This is a genomic window from Hyphobacterium vulgare (assembly GCF_042643335.1).
Classification (GTDB): domain Bacteria; phylum Pseudomonadota; class Alphaproteobacteria; order Caulobacterales; family Maricaulaceae; genus Hyphobacterium; species Hyphobacterium vulgare.
Genome location: NZ_JBHRSV010000003.1, coordinates 41,350 through 60,202, shown reverse-complemented (window position 1 = coordinate 60,202; position 18,853 = coordinate 41,350). Strand labels below are relative to the sequence as shown.

Annotated in this window: 17 protein-coding genes and 1 pseudogene; 12 read left to right on the top strand and 6 right to left on the bottom strand. The window is 57.0% G+C overall.

All coding sequences use genetic code 11. The features are described 5' to 3' along the window. Positions 1-52 precede the first annotated feature (52 nt). Genes rfbB through ACFOOR_RS04985 form a run of 3 tightly spaced genes read left to right on the top strand, consistent with a single transcriptional unit; the run spans position 53 to position 3,047 of the window. The gene (gene rfbB / locus ACFOOR_RS04995; protein ID WP_343164768.1) at positions 53-1,135 is read left to right on the top strand and encodes a dTDP-glucose 4,6-dehydratase; all 1,083 of its coding nucleotides are present in this window, start codon (positions 53-55) and stop codon (positions 1,133-1,135) included. After that, positions 1,132-2,037, top strand: coding sequence for a glucose-1-phosphate thymidylyltransferase RfbA (gene rfbA, locus ACFOOR_RS04990; RefSeq protein ID WP_343164769.1), 906 nt, complete (start codon positions 1,132-1,134; stop codon positions 2,035-2,037). Before rfbB ends, rfbA begins: the two co-directional genes overlap by 4 nt. Further along, complete coding sequence (locus tag ACFOOR_RS04985) at positions 2,037-3,047, top strand: glycosyltransferase family 2 protein (protein WP_343164770.1); 1,011 nt, start codon at positions 2,037-2,039, stop codon at positions 3,045-3,047. The genes rfbA and ACFOOR_RS04985 overlap by 1 nt, the downstream gene beginning before the upstream one ends. On the opposite strand, the gene ACFOOR_RS04980 is transcribed toward ACFOOR_RS04985, so the two are convergent. The 3 genes from ACFOOR_RS04980 to ACFOOR_RS04970 are packed head-to-tail and all read right to left on the bottom strand — an operon-like array spanning position 3,025 to position 5,793. Continuing rightward, positions 3,025-3,660: an acetyltransferase gene (locus ACFOOR_RS04980; protein ID WP_380213926.1), complete on the bottom strand. Its 636-nt coding sequence runs from the start codon at positions 3,658-3,660 to the stop codon at positions 3,025-3,027. The genes ACFOOR_RS04985 and ACFOOR_RS04980 overlap by 23 nt on opposite strands. Continuing rightward, a complete protein-coding gene (locus ACFOOR_RS04975; RefSeq protein ID WP_343164771.1) occupies positions 3,657-4,109 on the bottom strand; it encodes a GtrA family protein in 453 nt (150 codons plus the stop codon). Before ACFOOR_RS04975 ends, ACFOOR_RS04980 begins: the two co-directional genes overlap by 4 nt. After that, complete coding sequence (locus tag ACFOOR_RS04970) at positions 4,084-5,793, bottom strand: hypothetical protein (RefSeq protein ID WP_343164772.1); 1,710 nt, start codon at positions 5,791-5,793, stop codon at positions 4,084-4,086. Before ACFOOR_RS04970 ends, ACFOOR_RS04975 begins: the two co-directional genes overlap by 26 nt. Positions 5,794-5,948: 155 nt before the next feature. Here ACFOOR_RS04970 and ACFOOR_RS04965 point away from each other — a divergent pair, with 155 nt between their 5' ends. From ACFOOR_RS04965 to ACFOOR_RS04955, 3 genes are all read left to right on the top strand, one after another. Beyond that, entirely contained in the window at positions 5,949-7,070 is a 1,122-nt protein-coding gene (locus tag ACFOOR_RS04965) for a DegT/DnrJ/EryC1/StrS family aminotransferase (protein ID WP_343164773.1), read from the top strand. 158 nt (positions 7,071-7,228) lie between these two features. After that, entirely contained in the window at positions 7,229-8,083 is an 855-nt protein-coding gene (locus ACFOOR_RS04960; protein WP_343164774.1) for an ABC transporter permease, read from the top strand. Between the two features lie 8 nt (positions 8,084-8,091). Then, positions 8,092-8,832 carry an ABC transporter ATP-binding protein gene (locus ACFOOR_RS04955; protein ID WP_343164775.1) on the top strand — a complete coding sequence of 247 codons (741 nt, stop codon included), beginning with the start codon at positions 8,092-8,094 and terminating at the stop codon, positions 8,830-8,832. Here ACFOOR_RS04955 and ACFOOR_RS04950 read toward each other — a convergent pair. Continuing rightward, positions 8,829-9,842: a glycosyltransferase family 2 protein gene (locus ACFOOR_RS04950; RefSeq protein WP_343164776.1), complete on the bottom strand. Its 1,014-nt coding sequence runs from the start codon at positions 9,840-9,842 to the stop codon at positions 8,829-8,831. The genes ACFOOR_RS04955 and ACFOOR_RS04950 overlap by 4 nt on opposite strands. On the opposite strand from ACFOOR_RS04950, the gene gmd reads away from it, so the two are divergent. From gmd to ACFOOR_RS04920, 6 genes and pseudogenes are all read left to right on the top strand, one after another. Beyond that, on the top strand, positions 9,823-10,896 hold the full coding sequence (gene gmd, locus ACFOOR_RS04945) for a GDP-mannose 4,6-dehydratase (RefSeq protein WP_343164777.1): 1,074 nt from the start codon (positions 9,823-9,825) through the stop codon (positions 10,894-10,896). The genes ACFOOR_RS04950 and gmd overlap by 20 nt on opposite strands. Positions 10,897-10,901: 5 nt before the next feature. After that, a complete protein-coding gene (fcl, locus tag ACFOOR_RS04940) occupies positions 10,902-11,834 on the top strand; it encodes a GDP-L-fucose synthase (protein ID WP_343164778.1) in 933 nt (310 codons plus the stop codon). Positions 11,835-12,178: 344 nt separating this feature from the next. Then, a complete protein-coding gene (locus tag ACFOOR_RS04935) occupies positions 12,179-13,006 on the top strand; it encodes a glycosyltransferase (RefSeq protein ID WP_343164779.1) in 828 nt (275 codons plus the stop codon). Further along, positions 13,003-14,016 carry a glycosyltransferase gene (locus ACFOOR_RS04930; RefSeq protein ID WP_343164780.1) on the top strand — a complete coding sequence of 338 codons (1,014 nt, stop codon included), beginning with the start codon at positions 13,003-13,005 and terminating at the stop codon, positions 14,014-14,016. Before ACFOOR_RS04935 ends, ACFOOR_RS04930 begins: the two co-directional genes overlap by 4 nt. A gap of 55 nt (positions 14,017-14,071) precedes the next feature. After that, positions 14,072-14,338, top strand: coding sequence for a transposase (locus ACFOOR_RS04925; protein ID WP_380213919.1), 267 nt, complete (start codon positions 14,072-14,074; stop codon positions 14,336-14,338). Beyond that, positions 14,323-15,258, top strand: a pseudogene (locus ACFOOR_RS04920) (IS3 family transposase); the annotation flags it as partial. The gene ACFOOR_RS04925 and the pseudogene ACFOOR_RS04920, both read left to right, overlap by 16 nt. 61 nt (positions 15,259-15,319) lie before the next feature. Here the strand turns inward: ACFOOR_RS04920 and ACFOOR_RS04915 are convergent. Both ACFOOR_RS04915 and ACFOOR_RS04910 read right to left on the bottom strand, forming a co-directional pair. After that, on the bottom strand, positions 15,320-17,416 hold the full coding sequence (locus ACFOOR_RS04915) for an AGE family epimerase/isomerase (protein ID WP_380213934.1): 2,097 nt from the start codon (positions 17,414-17,416) through the stop codon (positions 15,320-15,322). A 602-nt stretch (positions 17,417-18,018) separates the two neighbouring features. After that, on the bottom strand, positions 18,019-18,840 hold the full coding sequence (locus tag ACFOOR_RS04910; RefSeq protein ID WP_343164782.1) for a hypothetical protein: 822 nt from the start codon (positions 18,838-18,840) through the stop codon (positions 18,019-18,021). Positions 18,841-18,853 lie beyond the last annotated feature (13 nt).

The following is an 18,853-nucleotide window of genomic DNA, read 5'->3' as shown; positions in this document are numbered from 1 at the left end:
TGAACCAAGCGCGCAGTAACAGTCGCACCGACATGACGACACCGGGGGCCTTATGAAAATTCTTGTGACCGGCGGTCTGGGCTTCATTGGCTCGGCGGTCGTGCGGCGGCTGATCGCTCAGACGCCGCACGAGGTGGTGGTGCTGGACGCCCTGACCTACGCCGCTCTGCCGGAGGCTGTGGCGGCGTGCGCGGACAGCGGGCGGTACACTCTGGAGCGCGGCGACATCCGCGATCCCGAGCGCGTGCGCGCCGTGTTCGAGCGCCACGCGCCGGACCTGGTCATGCACCTGGCCGCCGAGAGCCATGTGGACCGCTCCATCGACGGGCCGGGCGAGTTCATTCAGACCAACATCGTTGGAACGTTCAACCTGCTGCAGGCCGCGCGCGCTCATAGGGAGCGTCTGTCCGGCGAGGCGCGCGCGCGCTTCCGCTTCCACCACATCTCCACCGACGAGGTGTTCGGCTCGCTCTCGCTCGACGAACCGGCCTTCACCGAGGAGACGCGTTACGATCCGCGCTCGCCCTATTCCGCGTCGAAGGCGGCCTCCGACCATCTGGTGCGGGCCTGGGGCGAGACCTTCGGCCTGCCCGTCGTGCTGTCCAACTGCTCGAACAATTACGGCCCGTGGCAATATCCTGAAAAGCTGATCCCGGTGATCATCGCCAAGGGCCGCGACCGCCAGCCCCTGCCGGTGTACGGCAAGGGTGAGAACATCCGCGACTGGCTGCATGTGGAAGATCACGCCGAGGCGCTCATTCTCATCGCCACCAAGGGCCGGCTGGGCGAGAGCTATAATGTGGGCGGCGGCGCGGAGCGGACCAATCTGCAAGTGGTCAAGGCGATCTGCGACGCGCTCGACGCGCGCTTCCCGCAGGCCGCGCCGCACGCCGATCTGATCAGTTTCGTCGCAGACCGGCCCGGCCACGACTTCCGCTATGCGATCGACTTCAGCCGGATCGAGCGCGAGCTCGGCTGGCGGCCCAAGCGCAGCTTCGAGCAGGGCCTGCCCGACACGGTGAACTGGTATCTCGACAACGAAGCTTGGTGGCGCGGCCTGCTGGAGCGGACCGGCGGCGCGCAGCGCCTCGGCCTGTCCGCCGGCGGCGCGGCGAAGGCGGGAGTCGCGCCATGAAGGGCATCATCCTGGCCGGCGGCGCGGGCACGCGCCTCCACCCGCTCACCCTGGCGCTGTCCAAGCAGGTCCTGCCGGTCTACGACAAGCCGATGATCTACTACCCGCTGTCGCTGCTCATGCTGGCGGGCGTGCAGGAGATCCTCGTCATCACCACGCCGCATGACGCGGACGGGTTCAAGCGCCTGCTGGGCGACGGCTCGGATTTCGGGGTGCGGCTCAGCTACGCCGAGCAGCCTTCCCCCGATGGTCTCGCCCAAGCCTTCATCATCGGCCGCGAGTTTGTCGGAAACGACAGCGTGGCGCTGGTGCTTGGCGACAACATTGTCTACGGACATGGTTTGCAGGAATTGCTCCAGACGGCTGCGCAAAAGACAACCGGCGCGACGGTCTTCGGATGCCGTGTGCAGGATCCCGAGCGTTATGGTGTGGTAGAGTTCGACGAGAACAGCCGTGTGATCTCGATCGAGGAGAAGCCAGCCGTGCCGAAATCGAACTTCGCCGTGATCGGACTGTATTTTTATGATAATGACGTGCTGGACATCGCCGCAAACGTGAGGCCGTCTCCGCGCGGCGAGCTGGAAATCACTGACGTCAACAAGGCCTATCTCGAACGCGGCGAGCTGAGCGTCAAACTCCTGGGGCGCGGCTTTGCCTGGTTCGACACGGGAACGCACAACTCGCTGCTTGATGCGGGTAACTTTGTGCGTACCCTTTCCGAGCGTCAGGGCCTGCGCATCTCCTCGCCCGAAGAGATCGCATGGCGCCATGGCTGGCTCTCGGACGACGATCTGCTGCGGGCGTCGGAGCGCTTCGGCAAGAGCGGCTACGGCGCGTATCTGGCGGGACTTTTGACCTCGCGTTCGACTGTAAGCTGTTTCCAAGACTCGGGCGCTTCATAATGTACCGCGAATATTACGTTGAGTTCACGAATATCGTAACTTCTTATTACGAAGAACACTCTCTCATCGAATTCGTAAGTCGCCTCGTAGATGCCATGCGCGCCACTGGGCGAACATTTGAGGTAATTCTCATTAACGACGGCAGTACTGACCAGACTTTCGAAGTGCAAAAGTCGCTATTTGAACGTTTCCCAGAAGTGCATAAAGTAATAGATATTATGAGAAACAGCGGGCAGACCGCCGCCATGAGCTGCGGCATTAGCCACGCTCGGGGTGAGAATCTGATTTTTATTGATAGCGATTTGCAGCTTGATCCCGAAGAGATTCCGGATTTATTAGAGAAATTCGATGCCGGCGCCGACGTCGTTAGCGGTGTCAGAGTCAAACGCAAAGATCACGCCCTTCGCCGCCTACCGTCAAAGGTGGTGAATATCGTCACGAGGAGGATTGCACGGCACCCGGTTTCCGATATCGGATGCACTTTTAAGGTCTACCGAGGGTCTCTGGTGTATCCGTTCGGATTTGGCCCATTCAAGATTTGGAATACGGCCTTTGTTCTGCGCTTGGCCCGGGACTATGTGGAGGTTCCCATAACCCACCACGCAAGGCGATACGGCAAGTCCGGATGGAGCATCCCAAAACTCATCAAATTCCTATTCGATCAAATTTTAGGGATTAGTTCACGACCGTTCCTGTGGTTTACTGTGCTCTCCTTAGCGCTCGCGATCGCGCTTGCCCTAAAGTTCTTTGCCTCAATTTTTTTCGGGCTAGATTTTGTTGATGAATACACCAACGGTGCCATAATCAATGTTCTTCTGCTCGGCATAATCCTTGGGATTGGAGCGTTCTCCGCTCTTGGTGAATTTATATTTCAAATATTTATTCATGTGCGACAAGACCCATTCTATACGGAACGAACTGTACTGTGCCGTGAGCACTTGCTGTCGCCAAGCCGGAGCAATGAGGGGGTCGTTACACGCCTAGATACTAACTCGCCGGCACGCCCTTGACAGTGCGGCCGGGCAAAACGTCTCGGACAACGACAGCGCCAGCGCCGACAGTTGCTCTGCTGCTAATCTTTATTCTAGGGATTAGTGTGCACCGCGCACCCAGAAAGGCCGCTTCCTCAACATGGCACCCGCCAGCCACGCAAGCACCTGGCGCGAGATGACAGAAGTCACCGATTATACAATCATGCTCTATTATGGCGCCGGTGTTAACAATCACGGCGGAGCCTATTGTAGCCCCCGCATTGATTGTGGCGTTGGCTCCGACGTATGTACCTGGGCCGAGGGTAGCTGAAGAAGACACCCAAGCGCGCGGGTGTCGAATTATGGGAAGGTGTCGAGCTGAGGCGAGAAGCCACGCCGAGTACGCTTCTCTCGCGCTATTGTCTCCGATCCCCAACGCGAAGGCGAAGTGGGGCGGAAAGTGCGGGACCTGTGTCTTAATGGGACCGGAAACCGGAACGCGCCCACGGGATTTGCCACATTCGGTCTCGACATCTGACAGCATTGCGACAACCTGGAACTCAGCGCTTTCCTCAGCGGCGTCACGTACCACAGCAGCGTGGCCGCCTGCGCCCAATATAACTAATGGGACCGGGTGACGGCGCCCTGTCACCTTGTTACCCAGACCGCCAGAATTGAATCAGAGATACGCAACAGTCCAAATGTTATCACAGCTATCGGGAGAACCAAAATAGCCTGAGCAATAATCGAATTTAACACGAAAGTCTTAATAATATACTCTAACACAACTATATTTATATATACCGTAATGAAGTAAACCGCAAAAAATGCAGCTATATGCAGGCCTGATCGACGCCTGAACGTGTAAAAACTATTCATGATGGCGCTAAAAGTAATCCCGCACAAGGCAGAGATAATGACAGCCAGTGGGGCTTTTAAGCCGTAAACAACTGCTGCGCTATATATACAGAGCGTCAGCAGCGTGTTGGTAAACCCGACCAGAATAAATCGGATTCCCCGGTTGTTCGGGAGAGATTTGTCGCCCCTGGTGGAGAGATTTTTCACGATGGCTGCTCTAGCTAGGCCGGCGGTGGCAAACACGTGATTCAGAAGGAGCCTGGAGAATTTCGACCGTATATAACTCTCGCTCCACCTGAAGATCGACGATCACTATTCGCTCCTCTTCAATTACCCCCCATCGCGCGACGTCGCCTCGTGGAAAGAGCCACGCGTACTGTGAGAAAGCGGGGTCAACAAGGCTAACCAATTCAGATCCAGAAATCTGTCCGTCTGATGACGCCAAGGCTGCCAAAAGCGGAGCACGATTATGCGACCGGACGATCAGAACCCTGTTGTCCCATCCGGTAAATTTGGTCTCACCAAGGTATACGTTACCCCAGGTGAGCACTCGGTCGGTTCGCGATGATTCAAATCCGGGTGGCGTAATTACAATGATAACGTCGCCCGGCGCGCTGGCCTCGCAACCCGAGTGCAGGGCCGAAACGAGCGCCAACACCCTCTGCGATTGCTGAACTTGCTGATACCCATAAGCGTGATTATAGGTCGTGAACACCGTGATCACCGCTGCGGCCAAAACCAGCCTGATCCTCGCCGCCGTCACAGCTATGTGACTTTTCCGTTGGCGCAGTTTGGCAACGAAAAAACCGGTCAGCCAGGTCAGTCCAGCCGCTAAGAAAAAAAGACCGAACCGCGCCGCAGTATGAATGTTGGCTAATCTGGATGTCTGCCAATCCGGTGGATACCGCTGGGCAAAAAAGACCATATACGACATGAAAATCGTGATCAAACCGGCGACGATGAGCACCCCGGCCCCATAGAAGCCATGCACCGAAGACGCAACAGCGTGCCCCTCCGCAGCCTCATCGCCGAATTGGGGCCGCATTAAGAGGGCAACAAAAAACAGCATTATTGAGAAGCCGAAAATGTAGGCTGGGCCATAGCTCATCGCCCAATCGAAGGCTCCGAGATGCATATCAGCAAGAGTGCCGGTTCCAATCCAGCCCGCGGACACCATCCTGCCCACCAGTTCGACCGGGGTTGCGCCGTCCAACATCGAAGCGCGACCTGCGGCATTCTTTAAGACCCGGATAAACATAAATACTATAAATACACTGAAAAATCCGGTCACATAGAGACCAAATTTTTTCGCGAGATCAAGCAGATCGAATCTCCAAGCAACTATTGGGGGGATAATAGCAATGAAATAAGGTATGAAAAATACGGTCATATATATTTCGTAGACGTTCACTTGTAGCGCGGCGATGGCTCCTGAAAGGAAAAAATGCTTTCGCAACGCAAGCAGCGAGGCGGCCAAAATGAACCAAGTCGACCATTCCGTGGCTAATGAGTGCACAGGTAGGTGAAGGGAGATCGCCGCCGGTGTCGTAAGATACACGGCAGCTCCAAAAAAACTTGCCGCGCGGCCTAGTTTGGCTTCGCGGCCGATAAGATAGACTACGAATGACTGTAGCGTAAGCACAATCGAGGCGAACGCCAGAATAGACCACTCTGGAAATTCACTGAAGATTGTCTGGAAGGTGACGTTCGAAGCATGCCCCAGCGGACGCCCCATCGACCACTGAACAAAATTATTTGTCGCCGCCTCAATCGCGGAAGGGTTCGATATTCCGCGGAACCGCCCTACGAGATCGTCATCGAAGAGCACCATGCCATATACGTGAACACCATATCCGATGAAAGCAAGCACAGACAAAGCGATGTATGGCGAAGCCGGGTGACTGAATCCCGCTGGCCCAAAACGCATTTTATTGCCCCCTTCTTGGTTCAGCCTACCGACCAACGAATAGCGATCCCGGCGCCGCTACGCAAGCGAGCTCCCCACGCGCAGGTCCAATCAAACCTTGCCTGACTAAGGCTCCGAGTGTTAGACGGTCTCTCTTTTAACTCGCAGGGGCGACCATGGCTGGATACGATTTTCCGTTCCTAATTCCGACTCTTCCAGCAATACAAGAATGGGCACCTCTGCTTGAGGCTTCCTATGCCGCTCGGCATTACTCGAATGGCGGTCCATTGAGTCTGGAGTTCAATCAGAAACTGAAGCGCGCCTACCTTGAAGATGACTATCAGGCTATTGCGGTCACCAGTAATACATTAGGCCTCCAAGCAGTCATGCACGCGCTCGATCTGAGGGGTAAGCGTGTTGGGTTACCTGACTTCACGTTCGCTGCGACGCTTCAGGCTGTCCTAGCCGCCGGCGCCCTACCTGTAATTTTCGATGTTGATTCCGATACCACGGAACTAGATGCGCAGGGTGTTGACGACTACTTAAACGATGGTGGGAAACTCGACGTCATAATCCATGTTCGTTGTTTTGGCTTCGCCCGCGATCTCTCGCCGATACGAGACGTGTCTTCTCGGCACGGCGTTCCCCTTATAGTCGACGCAGCTGCGGCCCTTGGCGTTCCTGGAGAGCGGACATTTGGCATGTCTGGCGAGATCGAAGTTTTCTCGCTTCATGCGACGAAGGTATTTGCGGTAGGAGAGGGCGGAATGATCGCGGCCCCAAAGCAACTTCATGATCGCATAAAGGCCGGAACAAACTTCGGGTTCCAGGAAGATCGGCGGTTCTTGGACGGGACCAATGCCAAGATCGACGAGTTTCGGTGCGCTATAGGGCTTACAATGCTTGAAAAGGTGGAAGGAATTATCCATCGCCGTCGTGCTCATGCAGCTAAATATATCTCTTACTTCAACGAGACAGGCTTTGGTCGCCCTGTGTGCAGTGATCTCCAGAATTCTTGGTCAATGTTCCCTGTGATTATGAATGAACCTGTGGAGGATCAGCTGATTCGGGATCTGTACTCGGTTGGGGTGGAGACTCGCCGGTACTACTTCCCCTGTCTTTCGATCGGCTACCTTGGCTCTCAGAGTTTGGAAATTTCAGCCAATGCTCGGGCGATCGAGCTCAACCGGCGCATGCTTTGTTTCCCGGTGTATGATCGTCCTGTGGATGAGTTCTGGAACGAGTTGCACGACCGGTTTCATGGAGTGCTCACCCGGAACAGCAGGGTAGCAACTTAGCTATCATTCCTTGCAGTGGTATCGCGCTGAGGCGCCGTGAGGTGGCCGGTAGGCGGGAAGGCGGGCGCATTTATACCCTCGCCCGCACCACATGCTTGCCCGTCCGGAGCAAAACTCCTATCCCTACCGTTATGGCCGCTGTCGAGTCCCGCCCCCCGTTGGAATCCGCACCATCCGGCGAGCCGGATCGGGCGCTCGCGAGATACGAATATGACGCCGCTTCGAGCGGCTTCGCCTACGCCATGCGCGACATTCGCGAGGGTTTGCGACGCACCAGCCTCGCCGCCACGCTGATTCGAGCCGGCTTCATTCAGCGCCATAACGGGGTGGTGTCGGCGATCTTCTGGACGCTCCTGATCACAGTGGCGACCGTCGGCGGGATGGCGATTCTATGGGGGCGAATCTTCGCCGCCGACCTGCAGTTCTTCCTACCTTATGTCGCCTGCGGGATCATCGTCTGGGGGCTGATCTCCAGCCTGCTGAACGGGGCGGCCGGCGTGTTCATCGCAGCTCGCGGCACCTACACGCAGACGCCTATGGCGAAAACACTGTTTGCGATCCGTTCCGTCGGCATCGAGCTGATCACCTTCCTCGTCAAGCTCGTTGTGCTTGTCGGAGCGATGCTCCTCGTATCGCGCACCGTCGGCCTCCTTGATCTCGTGCTGGCGGTTGCCGGCCTCTCCTTGATCCTGATCACCGGCTTCAGTCTCTGCCTCTCGCTCGGCGTGCTCGGCGCCCGATTTCGCGACGTTCCGAACCTGACAAGCGTAGCGCTCACCTTCGCGTTCTTCCTTACGCCAGTATTCTGGACCACCGACCGGTTGGGCGACTGGTCCTGGGTGGTGAAGTTAAACCCGCTCTACCATTACCTTAACATCTTCCGCGGCCCGCTCATGGGACTTGACGGGACCGGCCTTAGCTTCGCCGTCGCCGGCGGCGTCACCGCTGCGAGCGCCGTTATCGGATGGGTCTGCTTCGGCCTGTTCGCGCGCCGGCTGAACTACTGGGCCTGATGCTGTAGATGGCGAGAATCAAGCTGGAGAATGTCGGCGTCCACTACGCCTTGCCGTTCGCCGACGCGACGAGTCTTAGAAGCGCGCTGTCGAAGATCGCACTTGGCGGCAGGATCGGGGATGGCCTGGGCGGCGTCGGCGTCACGGCGCTTGAAGGCGTCAATCTTGAGCTTTTCAACGGCGATCGACTTGGCCTGATCGGTCCCAACGGGGCTGGCAAAACCACGCTGCTGCAGGTGATGGCGAGCATTCTTCCACCCACCAGCGGCCGCGTGGTGGTGGAGGGGCGCATCTCCTCGCTCCTGTCGATTCACACAGGCCTGGACCAGGAGTGTTCAGGGCTGCAGAACATTCGCGACCGCGCCCGGCATATGGGCTGCACGGAAGGCGAGATCCGCCGCCAATTCGACGATATCGCCGAGTTCAGCGAGCTCGGCGACTACCTCCACCTGCCCATGAAGACCTATTCCGCCGGGATGCGGCTGCGCCTGGCGTTCGCCATCGCGACAGCCTTCGAGCCTGAGGTGCTCATTCTGGACGAGTGGATTTCGGCCGGCGATGCACAGTTTCAGAAGAAGGCGCAGGCCCGGCTCAGCGATCTGATCGAACGGGCCGGCATCTTCGCCTTTGCGAGCCATAACCGGTCCCTTCAGTCATCGTTCTGCACCAAGGGGCTTGTGCTTGAAAAGGGCCGGCCGGTGTTTTTCGGCCCGATCAACGAAGCGCTCGATTACCAGAACCCCACTTAGAAGACATCGAGACCGCGCGCCTGCCGCGAGGCGAAGTTCCAGTTATAGCTGTCGATCTGCTCCCGCCCGTAAATACGATGCATGGCGGCTAGCACAAGGTGGTGGGCTGCGCGGGCCCAGGTCGGCGGACGGCGGTCCGGCTCGGCGTCGTAAAAGCCGCGCTTGTCGAACACGTGATAGAGGAAGCGATAGGCGTCCGCCAGCGCCCCCCTTTGGGGACCATGACGCTTCATCACGCGGTACATTTCTTCAGCAAGCTGGTCACCGCCGGTCGCGGTGAGATTCTCACCTGAAAAAACATAGTCGGCCACAAGCCTGTCGATCGCAACGAAATCGCCGAGCCGGCGTAATCTCAGCCAAAACTCCCAGTCGAATGCGTATTTCAACCCTGTGTCGAGATCTCCGGCGCGACGATGAGCGTCGCTGCGCCAAAGCGAGGCGGGCTGGTCGATCGTGTTCATCCATTGCAGGCGTGTATGGAAATCCGCTGGCGGCGCCGTAATCTGTTCGCCCCAAGTATACTGGCGAAGGCAGTTTCCCGTAGCCAGCACTGCGTCCGGGTGCGAAGCGAGCGTCCCCGCGAGGGCCTCCAGGGCGCCGGGACGAAGCCGGTCGTCGGCGCACAACCAGGCGAAGTACTCCCCGTCGGCGCGCGCAAACCCCTTGTTAAGGGCAGCGGCCTGTCCGGCGTCAGGCTCGCTCACGATCGTGTCGATCGCATGCGCGAACTCCCTGACCACCTCCTGCGTGCCGTCGCTGGATCCGCCGTCCATGAGGATGATTTGCAAATCGACGCCGGCTTGACTGGTGAGCGAACGCAAGGCGCCGCCGAGCACCCGGGCGCCGTTCAGCACCGGCACCACGACGGAAATGCGTGCAGGTTGTTTCAATCGCATGAACCGCAAGAAGCCTTGCTTGTCTTGGCTAGCTCGACAGTCTAACACCTTCGCCGAACCAGACCAGACGTGAAGCCATGCGCAAGGAGAATCCATGACGAAGCGGGCGCTCATCACCGGGGTGACCGGTCAGGACGGTGCGTATCTCGCCGAACTTTTGCTGTCCAAAGGCTATGAGGTCCACGGGGTCAAGCGGCGCGCCTCTTCGTTCAACAGCCAGCGCGTGGATCACCTTTATGTCGATCCGCACGAGAGTAGCACAAGCTTCTTCATGCACTACGGCGACATGACCGATTCTACGAACCTCATCCGGCTGATCCAGGAAACTCAGCCGGATGAGATCTATAATCTCGCCGCACAGAGTCATGTTAAGGTCAGCTTTGAGACACCCGAGTACACGGCGAATGCGGATGCCATCGGCACGTTGCGCATGCTGGAAGCCATCCGCATCTTGAAGATGGAGACCAAGACCCGCTTCTATCAAGCGTCCACATCGGAGCTTTACGGGCTGGTGCAGGAAGTGCCGCAGAAGGAAACTACGCCGTTTTATCCGCGAAGCCCATATGCGGCGGCGAAACTCTATGCCTTCTGGATCGCAGTGAACTACCGCGAAGCATATGGCATGCACGCTTCGAATGGTATTTTATTCAATCACGAAGGCCCGACGCGCGGGGAGACCTTCGTCACCCGCAAGATCACGCGCGCCGTTGCGGCTATCAAGCTCGGTCGCCAGAACAAGCTCTTCCTCGGCAACCTAGATGCGAAACGTGATTGGGGGCATGCCCGCGATTATGTCGAGGGCATGTGGCGCATCTTGCAGCAGGATACGGGTGATGATTACGTGCTCGCTACCGGTGAGACGCATACCGTCCGCGAATTCGTCGAACTGGCGTTCCAAGAAATCGGCATCACGATCGAGTGGTCTGGAACCGGGGAGTGCGAAGTTGGGCGGTGCGCTGAAACCGGGCGAGACCTGATCGCGGTCGACCCGCGCTATTACCGGCCGACCGAAGTCGACCTTCTCATTGGCGACCCGTCCAAGGCGCGCGAGAAGCTAGGCTGGACCCACTCAACGCCGTTTCCTGAGCTGGTCCGCGAAATGGTCCGCAGCGACATTGAGCTAATCGAGGTTGAAGCCGTCTACCGGCGCAATCACGGCGGGGAGTAGGGCAGTTGGTCTATACACTCGTAGGCAAGCGTGTCTGGGTTGCCGGCCATCGCGGTATGGTGGGCTCTGCGCTAGTGCGACGACTGGAACGCGAAAATCCTGCAGATATTCTGAGGGTGACACGCCAAGAAGTCGACCTGATTGACCAAGTCGCCACCACACGTTGGATCGAACGGGAGAAGCCGGACGCAGTTTTCATTCCGGCTGCCAAGGTGGGCGGCATCTTGGCGAATGAAACATATCCCGCGGAGTTTCTCTATGACAATTTGATGATCGCTGCGAACATTATCCACTCCTGCCATAAGGCAGGTGTAGAAAAGCTGCTTTTCCTTGGGTCATCTTGTATTTACCCAAAGTTTGCTGAGCAGCCAATCGTCGAAACAGCCCTTCTTACTGGACCGCTTGAACCTACCAACGAGTGGTACGCCATCGCCAAAATTGCCGGAATCAAGTTGTGCCAAGCTTATCGAAAGCAGTACGGATGCGATTTCATTTCAGCCATGCCGACAAACCTTTACGGACCCGGCGACAACTACCACCCTCTTAACTCCCACGTGATTCCAGCTTTGATTCGAAAGGCGCATGAGGCGAAGCTCGCTGGAGCTGACTCGTTAATTATTTGGGGAACTGGTGCGCCCAAGCGTGAATTCCTGCATGCCGACGACTGTGCCGATGCTTTGGTTCACCTAATGAAGGTCCACTCCTCAATAGAACACGTTAACGTCGGCTCGGGTGACGACATAGCGATCGAGCGTCTGGCGCACCTTGTGATGGAGGTGGTCGGCTTTAACGGCACCCTTATCAAGGACACAAGTAAGCCTGATGGGACGCCAAGAAAGCTCATGAGTGCTAATCGTATGCGCGCCTTGGGCTGGGCTCCGAAGATTAGTCTGCGTGACGGCTTAAAAAACGCCTACGAAGATTTTTTAGGGTTGTAAAACTTTCATTCAGACACCCTTATTTTGCGATTTATATTTTTTGAGGCTTATATAAGAAATTTATTTATTTATTTATTTATTTAAATCATATAGTATATTATTTGAATAAATTCTATTATATTTTTTTATTAATTAGATATAACTAAATAATAGAAAATTTTGTATATATAATTACGAGAATTCATATTTATGTTTCTTTAAGATCGCGACTGCCGCCTATACAAAATTTTCTCGTGAGTTATGAAAATTTATGCCGTGAAATTTTCGATTTTGGTGTGCGCTGGATGACCGCGCCCCTTAAGGAAGTTAGAGAACTAGCACGCTCTGATCTGTGGGATAGGTTGATGCGATTTCTTATTCTAACTCCGGTGCTCAATGGGGCCCGCTATTTGGATGCGGCATTGCAGTCGGTCCGCGCACAATACCATCAGGATTGGAAGCTTATTGTTTGTGATGGAGGTAGCTCTGATGGAACACTCGACATCGCCCGTCGGCACGCCTCGGAAGACCAGCGCATTACCGTTGAGTCCGCATCGGACGCCGGCATGTATGACGCATTACGCCGCCAATTCGACCGATTTAGCGGTCGCGCCGAAGTACTATCGTGGCTAAACAGCGATGATTTGTATACGCCTTGGGCATTGATCGAGGCTGACGCCGCATTTGTTCGCGGGGCATTGTGGGTCACGGGTCTACCTGGCCTTTTCGACAACCATGGCCGTCTGCGTGCGGTGCTTCCTTGTGGCGAGAACCGTCGTTCGGACATCTTGGCCGGACGTCGACATGACGGTTTTCTTGGAGCAATCCAGCAAGAAAGTGTGTTTTTCTCGACCGCGCTTTATGCGGATCTTACACCAATTGAACGTGACATTTTCGCCACCCAGACGCTTGCCGGTGATTTTCATTTGTGGCGCTGCTTCGCACGGCGTGCCGAGTTGGTTACCCTATCGAGTGTACTCGGCGGCTTTCGTTTGCATTCAAAAAATAGATCGCGGTTGAATCCTGAAGTCTATGAGAGCGAGGTCGCCGCACTTGGAGCGACCCAGCCGCCCCGATTGATTGCGCGGCTTTGGCGTTACCTTCACAATCGATCAGCTGCGAGGGCGGCTTTCAAAGCCTATGAGACCGCAGCTGCCGAGCTGGCAAACGAAGTGAGCAGTATACAGCGATGATCGAAGTTTCGGTTATACTGTGCACTCATCAGCCGGACCGCCGACTTCTAGACAGGGTTCTGAAGGCCGTCGCCTCGCAGCGGGGCGCGCCTACCCGTGAAGTGATAATCGTCGACAATCGAAGTGAACCAGCCTTGGAGGATGATGTAGTCAAAGCCTCCGGTGTTTCTCCAGCACGCTTGGTCAAAGAACCAGTTCAAGGATTAGCTTTTGCTCGCGCACGTGGAATAGAGTCGGCCAGAGGCCGACTTTTTGTATTCGTCGATGACGACAATATCTTGTCTACAAACTATCTGTCTGAGGCGTCACGCGCTGCCTCAGAAAACTCTAAAATCGGGGTTTTTGCTGGACGAGCACACGGACTGTTCGAACGGCAGCCAGATTGGTTGGTACGCCAACATATCGCGCGTTATGCGGTACGCGATCTCGGCGATGACCCCCTTATCGGATCTGGCGAACATTGGGGTCCCCATGAACCTTTTGGCGCGGGACTGTGCGTGCGAGCCAATATCGCTCGCGTATTCGCTGACCTAGTGCGTGCAAGTGGCGACGCTGGCGGCCTTGGCCGGACTGGCCGCGAACTAGCCAGCGGAGAGGACAGCTTGTTTTCTCGGATTGCTGACGCTCTAGGCTATCAAGTGGGCTACATCCCATCTTTGCGCCTCGATCACCACATCAAGGCTGATAGGTTGAGTTGGCGCTATCTTTTCAGATTAATTGCTGGTCAGGCACGGGCACATGTTATCATGGATCGAATATGCGGACGACCAGATCCTGTGGCCCCGCCGCCAGTCTGGCGTGAGCCTGATATGTCCCTACGCCGCTTCCTTGGACGGCTGCGCAGTCCGGGCCTTTACGAAGCGATCACCCATATCGCTTGGGATCATGCCTATTGGCGCGAACAGCGTAGAAACCCGAGTTCGGGCGAAATAATACTTGCGCGCGGTCTTAAGGCGTTACGCGAGTTCGATTTACCTGCGACTCCAACTTCCGAAAAACCTTTGACGTGACCCCCTGAAATTCCTCCACGGAAGGGTAGAGTTCGGCCCAAGGAAGGGACGAACGATGAAGCGGTCACGATTTAGCGAAGAGCAAATCATTGCGATCCTTAGCGAGCAGGAAGCAGGGATGTCGACGGCGGAAGTCTGCCGGCGTCACGGAGTAAGCACGACCACGTTTTACAAGTGGAAGGCCAAGTTCGCCGGGATGGGCGTGTCTGAGGCTAAGCGGCTGAAGGCTCTCGAAGAGGAGAACAACAAGCTGAAGCGGCTTCTCGCCGACGCGATGTTGGACAATACGGCGCTGAAAGACCTTCTGGGAAAAAAGTGGTGACGCCCGCGGCTCGACGCGAGGCCGTGACGCATCTGCGGACGGCCTTCGAGATGAGTGAGGGGCGGGCGTACCGTGTGATCGGAAGCGACCGGACCTCGATCCGCTATGCGTCCACGCGTGAGAACGACGCGGAGCTGCGCGACCGGCTGAAGGTGCTCGCCCAGGAGCGTCGTCGGTTCGGCTATCGCCGGCTCCACGTGCTGCTCCGCCGCGAGGGCCATGAGGTCAACCACAAGCGGGTCCAGCGGATCTATCGCGAAGAGAAGCTCATGGTGCACAAGCGTGGCGGGCGGAAGCGAGCGCTTGGAACGCGGCGCCCCATCGAGACGCCAGTGCGGCCGAACGAACGGTGGAGCCTCGACTTCGTCTCTGATCAGCTCACCGACGGGCGCCGGTTCCGGATGCTGGCGGTGGTCGATGACTGCACGCGCGAGAACCTGTGCCTGATCGCCGACACCTCGCTCTCAGGCCAGCGTGTCGCGCGCGAGCTGGACGTACTCATCGCAGAGCGGGGCAAGCCGACCACGATCGTCAGCGACAATGGGACCGAGTTCACTTCGAATGCGATCCTTTCGTGGGCTGACCGATCCGGTGTCGGCTGGCACTACATCGCACCGGGCAAGCCGATGCAGAACGGCTTCGTTGAAAGCTTCAACGGCAGGCTCAGGGACGAACTTCTCAACGAGACCCTCTTCCACTCCCTGCCGCACGCGCGAGCCGTCCTGAGCGGCTGGCGGCGCGATTGCAACGAGGAACGACCTCACTCTCAGCTCAGCTGGATGACGCCTGCGGAATACCGTCGCCAGCTGTCCAACGACGACCGGGGCGCTGCGCTACGTCAAGGCTCCGCGCCCCGTCCTCATGCAACCCCGATCCACGAAGGATCAAAACAACCCCGGACTCTCGCTTCGGTTGGATGAAAACAGGGGGTCACGTCAAACACGCCAAAAACTTTCCAACGGGTGGAGAATAGATCACGACTTATCGCGGCGCACGAGCAATCGGGGCTAGTGCAGTCATAAGATGATAGAGCATACTAGCAGGAACAGCAGACACGTCCCATGCTCGACTGGCGTCCAACTTGTCGATCCAACCGTGCCTCGGACCAGGTTTGAGAAACAGTTCGATGACTTCTTCCAGGAATTTCGAAAGTTCTGAGCTGGGGTGATAAACGTGAACCAGCGTACGAAAGCGTTCCAGCTGAGGCCATAATCTGTGAGAGACCGGCTCCGCTCCGATGGCATCAATAACCAGTCCAGCGCTTACTCCGGCACGCTCAGCGTAATCAACAAGTCTACGACGCCAACTGGCCGTATCCCTCCCAGTGAGGCGTTCCACTTCAGCCAACAGGAACGCCCATTCATAGCAATGTCCGGGTTCTACACGCGCCTCACCCAAGCGTGACCAATCTGAATTGAAATCCTCGATCACGGCGCCCGTTGCGGGGTCGAACATCCACCTCTCAAACAGCTCCGCAATCGTCTCAATCCGATTGAGCGAGACCGGGTCGTGCAGGGCTTCATAGTGAGCCAAGCTCGCCTCAAGAAGGTGCATATGAGGATTGGCTCGCTTAAGATTGGGCGCTGTCTCCGGATCCCGCCAACCACCGTGGGTGGGGTCGAGGAAAAGAGTGTCGATGACTTTAAACGCTTCGTTGGCAAGCGCGATACCTCGCTCATCGCCAAGTAAAGCGAGTTCTGACCCGGCTAGCGCAACGAACGCATGATCATAAAGGTCGCGGTTACCTTCCTGGATCGTTCCATCGCCGTTGAACTTATGCGCCCAACCACCGCCAGGCGCTCGTCCCCGGTTGGTAAGAAAATCCAGCGCTGCGTCAATAATCACGTCAGCGGCACCGTTTGGATTCCAACCGAGACGCCTCGCTCGTGCAAATGCGAAGAGCTGACGCGGAGCGATGCGCCCGCGCCGAGTCTCACAAACTCGCAGTGTGCCATCCAGATTGATATTCTCGACGAAGCCGCCCTGTACCGGATCCACCGCAAGCTTTGCCCAAGCCGGCAGGACAGACCCCCACAGCCAGTCTCCAAGCCAATTCCTCTGGTCCTCTCTTACCGCACCAAATCCTGGATTTTGTATGGCCCCTGCTACCGGCTTAATACCGGCTGCATCACTTAGACGTGTCACAAGAACGCTCTCGGGCGTCGCGACGACCGCAACGTCATCAAGTCCATGTACCGCAACGCGAAGCCCTTCCGCTCGGATATAGGCGTTCGTAGTCTCAGTCGTCGAGACGTGGCCTTGCGAAACAACGTTGCCTGGAACGACCGACGCCGTGACCCCTGCTGCATGCAGAGCTCGAAAGTCACCCAGATCGCTCCACCCCATTTCCACCGGTACGACATCAATTCTCTCGGCCCGCTCAAGTACGGCGTAATCGATACTCTCGCTCCTGACCGCGGAAAATTTCTCCGGGTCCAAGCCGTCCGGGGTTAAGGCTTTTGTTACGGCATCCAGTATGTCTGGAGCGAACTCGGCGAATGCGTCGATCATGTCCCCGGCACGAAACAGGAATATTCCGGCGTTCCAATAAAATCCGCCCGCCTCGAGATAGCGCTCCGCTTCCTCGCGACTGGGCTTTTCGTGAAACTTGGTTACGGGTCGGACCGGCCCGAAGCCGGCCGCTTCGATGTATCCGTAACCGATGGCTGGATGATCAGGCTCAATGCCAAACGTGACTAGTCGCCCGGCCATCGCTGAACTGACCCCTGTTTCAATCGCCGCATGAAAGGCCTGTAAATCCGCGATGAAATGATCCGCGGGAAGAACTACCATCAAATCGTCGGACTCGCCCAGGAGGCAAGCTGCAGCTATTGGGGGAGCAGAATTGCGACCGATAGGCTCAAGCAAAATGTCGGCATTCGGCAGCGTATCACGAAGTAGGTGCGCATGACGAGCCGCCCCGATAGCGAGTGGTTTCGAAAATCGAGCCGGATCGTCAACGCGAGCAGCAGTTTCCGCCAACATCGAACGCGCGCCGATCAGGTTGAGGAACTGCTTGGGCTTTCTAGGTGTCGACAAGGGCCACAATCGTGTGCCGCCCCCGCCGCACAAGATCACCGGCCTTATCACGATAAACCCCCACAACCGAGCATCCTTAGTGCTTGTATCGGGACCCGCGAACCGGAGCAAGCGAAAGGCTGCTTCTCCAATGAACCTTCACCAGACCTTTCGCGTCGGCTTGTTTTACATAGAGTTGTGCGCATGGACGGCCAGGTGGCATAGGTTTAATGTCCTCACTACAGCTCCATTTGGGCTTGGGCACGATGCCTGACTCAGTAGAGCCCACGCGCGCGTCCCTTGTAGCCAATCGATTTATTGTTTGAGCCGAGGACGACAACATCTGTCATCGTGACAAGCCTGCAAATTGCCGACCGCCCAGATCTGCTCCTCGTCGGGTGAAAGGGTTGGGGTGGTTTCGGAAAGGCTCTGCAAGACCAGCTGGACAATCAGGTCCAGCCGTTCCAACATGGTGTTATGCGTGAGACGCTTCTGTGCCTGAGCCGCCTGCAGGTAGGGCGATCGGCCTCCTGGTCGAGCACGGAACCTGAGCCTCCGAATCTACGATTCACCGGAGTCACCTGAACGGGGCTACAGAAGCATCGTTAGCCATGATTGCAAGGCGCCTGATTCGAGGGCCGGAAATCCTGCCGCCCCACCCGTCAACGAATCCATCCCCCGGTCTCGGCACCCTTGGGGTGAAAATACTGAGATACACGATCCATATGTCCCCGATACAGGCAGAGCCAGCGCCCGACGTTCCCGGTATGGGTGATGAGGTGCCGCGATTGCGCAATCAGCCATGTCACGGCAAGGAAGGTCTGCGCCCAATCGACCTTTCCGTCCGAGACGATCCTGTGCATGACCGTGCCCGACGTGGTCCGGGGCAGGTCGTCGATGACGAGGACGGATCCCAGTTCCGCGCGGGCGAAATCGAGGAATTGTTGCTGGTCGGTCTGCACCAAGACATCAAGCATCGGATCCTGCTCGAGCCGGCGGCGGGTTTCGTCGATATAAGTCTCGAAGCTGCCTGGCGTCGCATCCAAATGCTTGTCGGTGCCCCGGTAACAGACCGTGACGAGGCGATCCGGATTCACGCCGTATTTTTCCTGCAGGATCAGGGCCTTGTGCAGCACCGCCTGCGAGGGGCGGAAATACCGCTGCATAAACGGTTCGATCGCGGTATAGGATTGCTCGCGATAGTCGAAGAGACTATAGAGTGGGAAGTTGACAGCCCCCCCCTCGGGGGGGCGTGTTCTAGGCTGGTTCTGTGCCGCGAAATACGCTGGATAGACATCCGCTTCTAGATCCTCGGGATCTTTGAATTCCCGGAAAGTCTGGCTGAAGTCGACATGCTCAGGAAATCGCCCCGTACGGTTGCTTAGGGTGACGATGGCATGAAGCGAGACGCTGCAATTCGAAAAGAACCCGGAATTGTGGCGGACGGTGATCGTGTCGCCGTCTACGGAAAAGAATTTCTCCATCTATCCCACCCTC

What these genes read in the sequence shown, in the direction of transcription:
- rfbB (WP_343164768.1), top strand. Translation starts at nt 53, where the DNA reads ATGAAAATTCTTGTGACCGGCGGTCTGGGCTTCATTGGCTCGGCGGTC.
- rfbA (WP_343164769.1), top strand. Translation starts at nt 1,132, where the DNA reads ATGAAGGGCATCATCCTGGCCGGCGGCGCGGGCACGCGCCTCCACCCG.
- ACFOOR_RS04985 (WP_343164770.1), top strand. Translation starts at nt 2,037, where the DNA reads ATGTACCGCGAATATTACGTTGAGTTCACGAATATCGTAACTTCTTAT.
- ACFOOR_RS04970 (WP_343164772.1), bottom strand. Translation starts at nt 5,793, where the DNA reads ATGCGTTTTGGGCCAGCGGGATTCAGTCACCCGGCTTCGCCATACATC.
- ACFOOR_RS04965 (WP_343164773.1), top strand. Translation starts at nt 5,949, where the DNA reads ATGGCTGGATACGATTTTCCGTTCCTAATTCCGACTCTTCCAGCAATA.
- ACFOOR_RS04955 (WP_343164775.1), top strand. Translation starts at nt 8,092, where the DNA reads ATGGCGAGAATCAAGCTGGAGAATGTCGGCGTCCACTACGCCTTGCCG.
- gmd (WP_343164777.1), top strand. Translation starts at nt 9,823, where the DNA reads ATGACGAAGCGGGCGCTCATCACCGGGGTGACCGGTCAGGACGGTGCG.
- ACFOOR_RS04950 (WP_343164776.1), bottom strand. Translation starts at nt 9,842, where the DNA reads ATGAGCGCCCGCTTCGTCATGGATTCTCCTTGCGCATGGCTTCACGTC.
- ACFOOR_RS04935 (WP_343164779.1), top strand. Translation starts at nt 12,179, where the DNA reads ATGCGATTTCTTATTCTAACTCCGGTGCTCAATGGGGCCCGCTATTTG.
- ACFOOR_RS04930 (WP_343164780.1), top strand. Translation starts at nt 13,003, where the DNA reads ATGATCGAAGTTTCGGTTATACTGTGCACTCATCAGCCGGACCGCCGA.
- ACFOOR_RS04925 (WP_380213919.1), top strand. Translation starts at nt 14,072, where the DNA reads ATGAAGCGGTCACGATTTAGCGAAGAGCAAATCATTGCGATCCTTAGC.
- ACFOOR_RS04910 (WP_343164782.1), bottom strand. Translation starts at nt 18,840, where the DNA reads ATGGAGAAATTCTTTTCCGTAGACGGCGACACGATCACCGTCCGCCAC.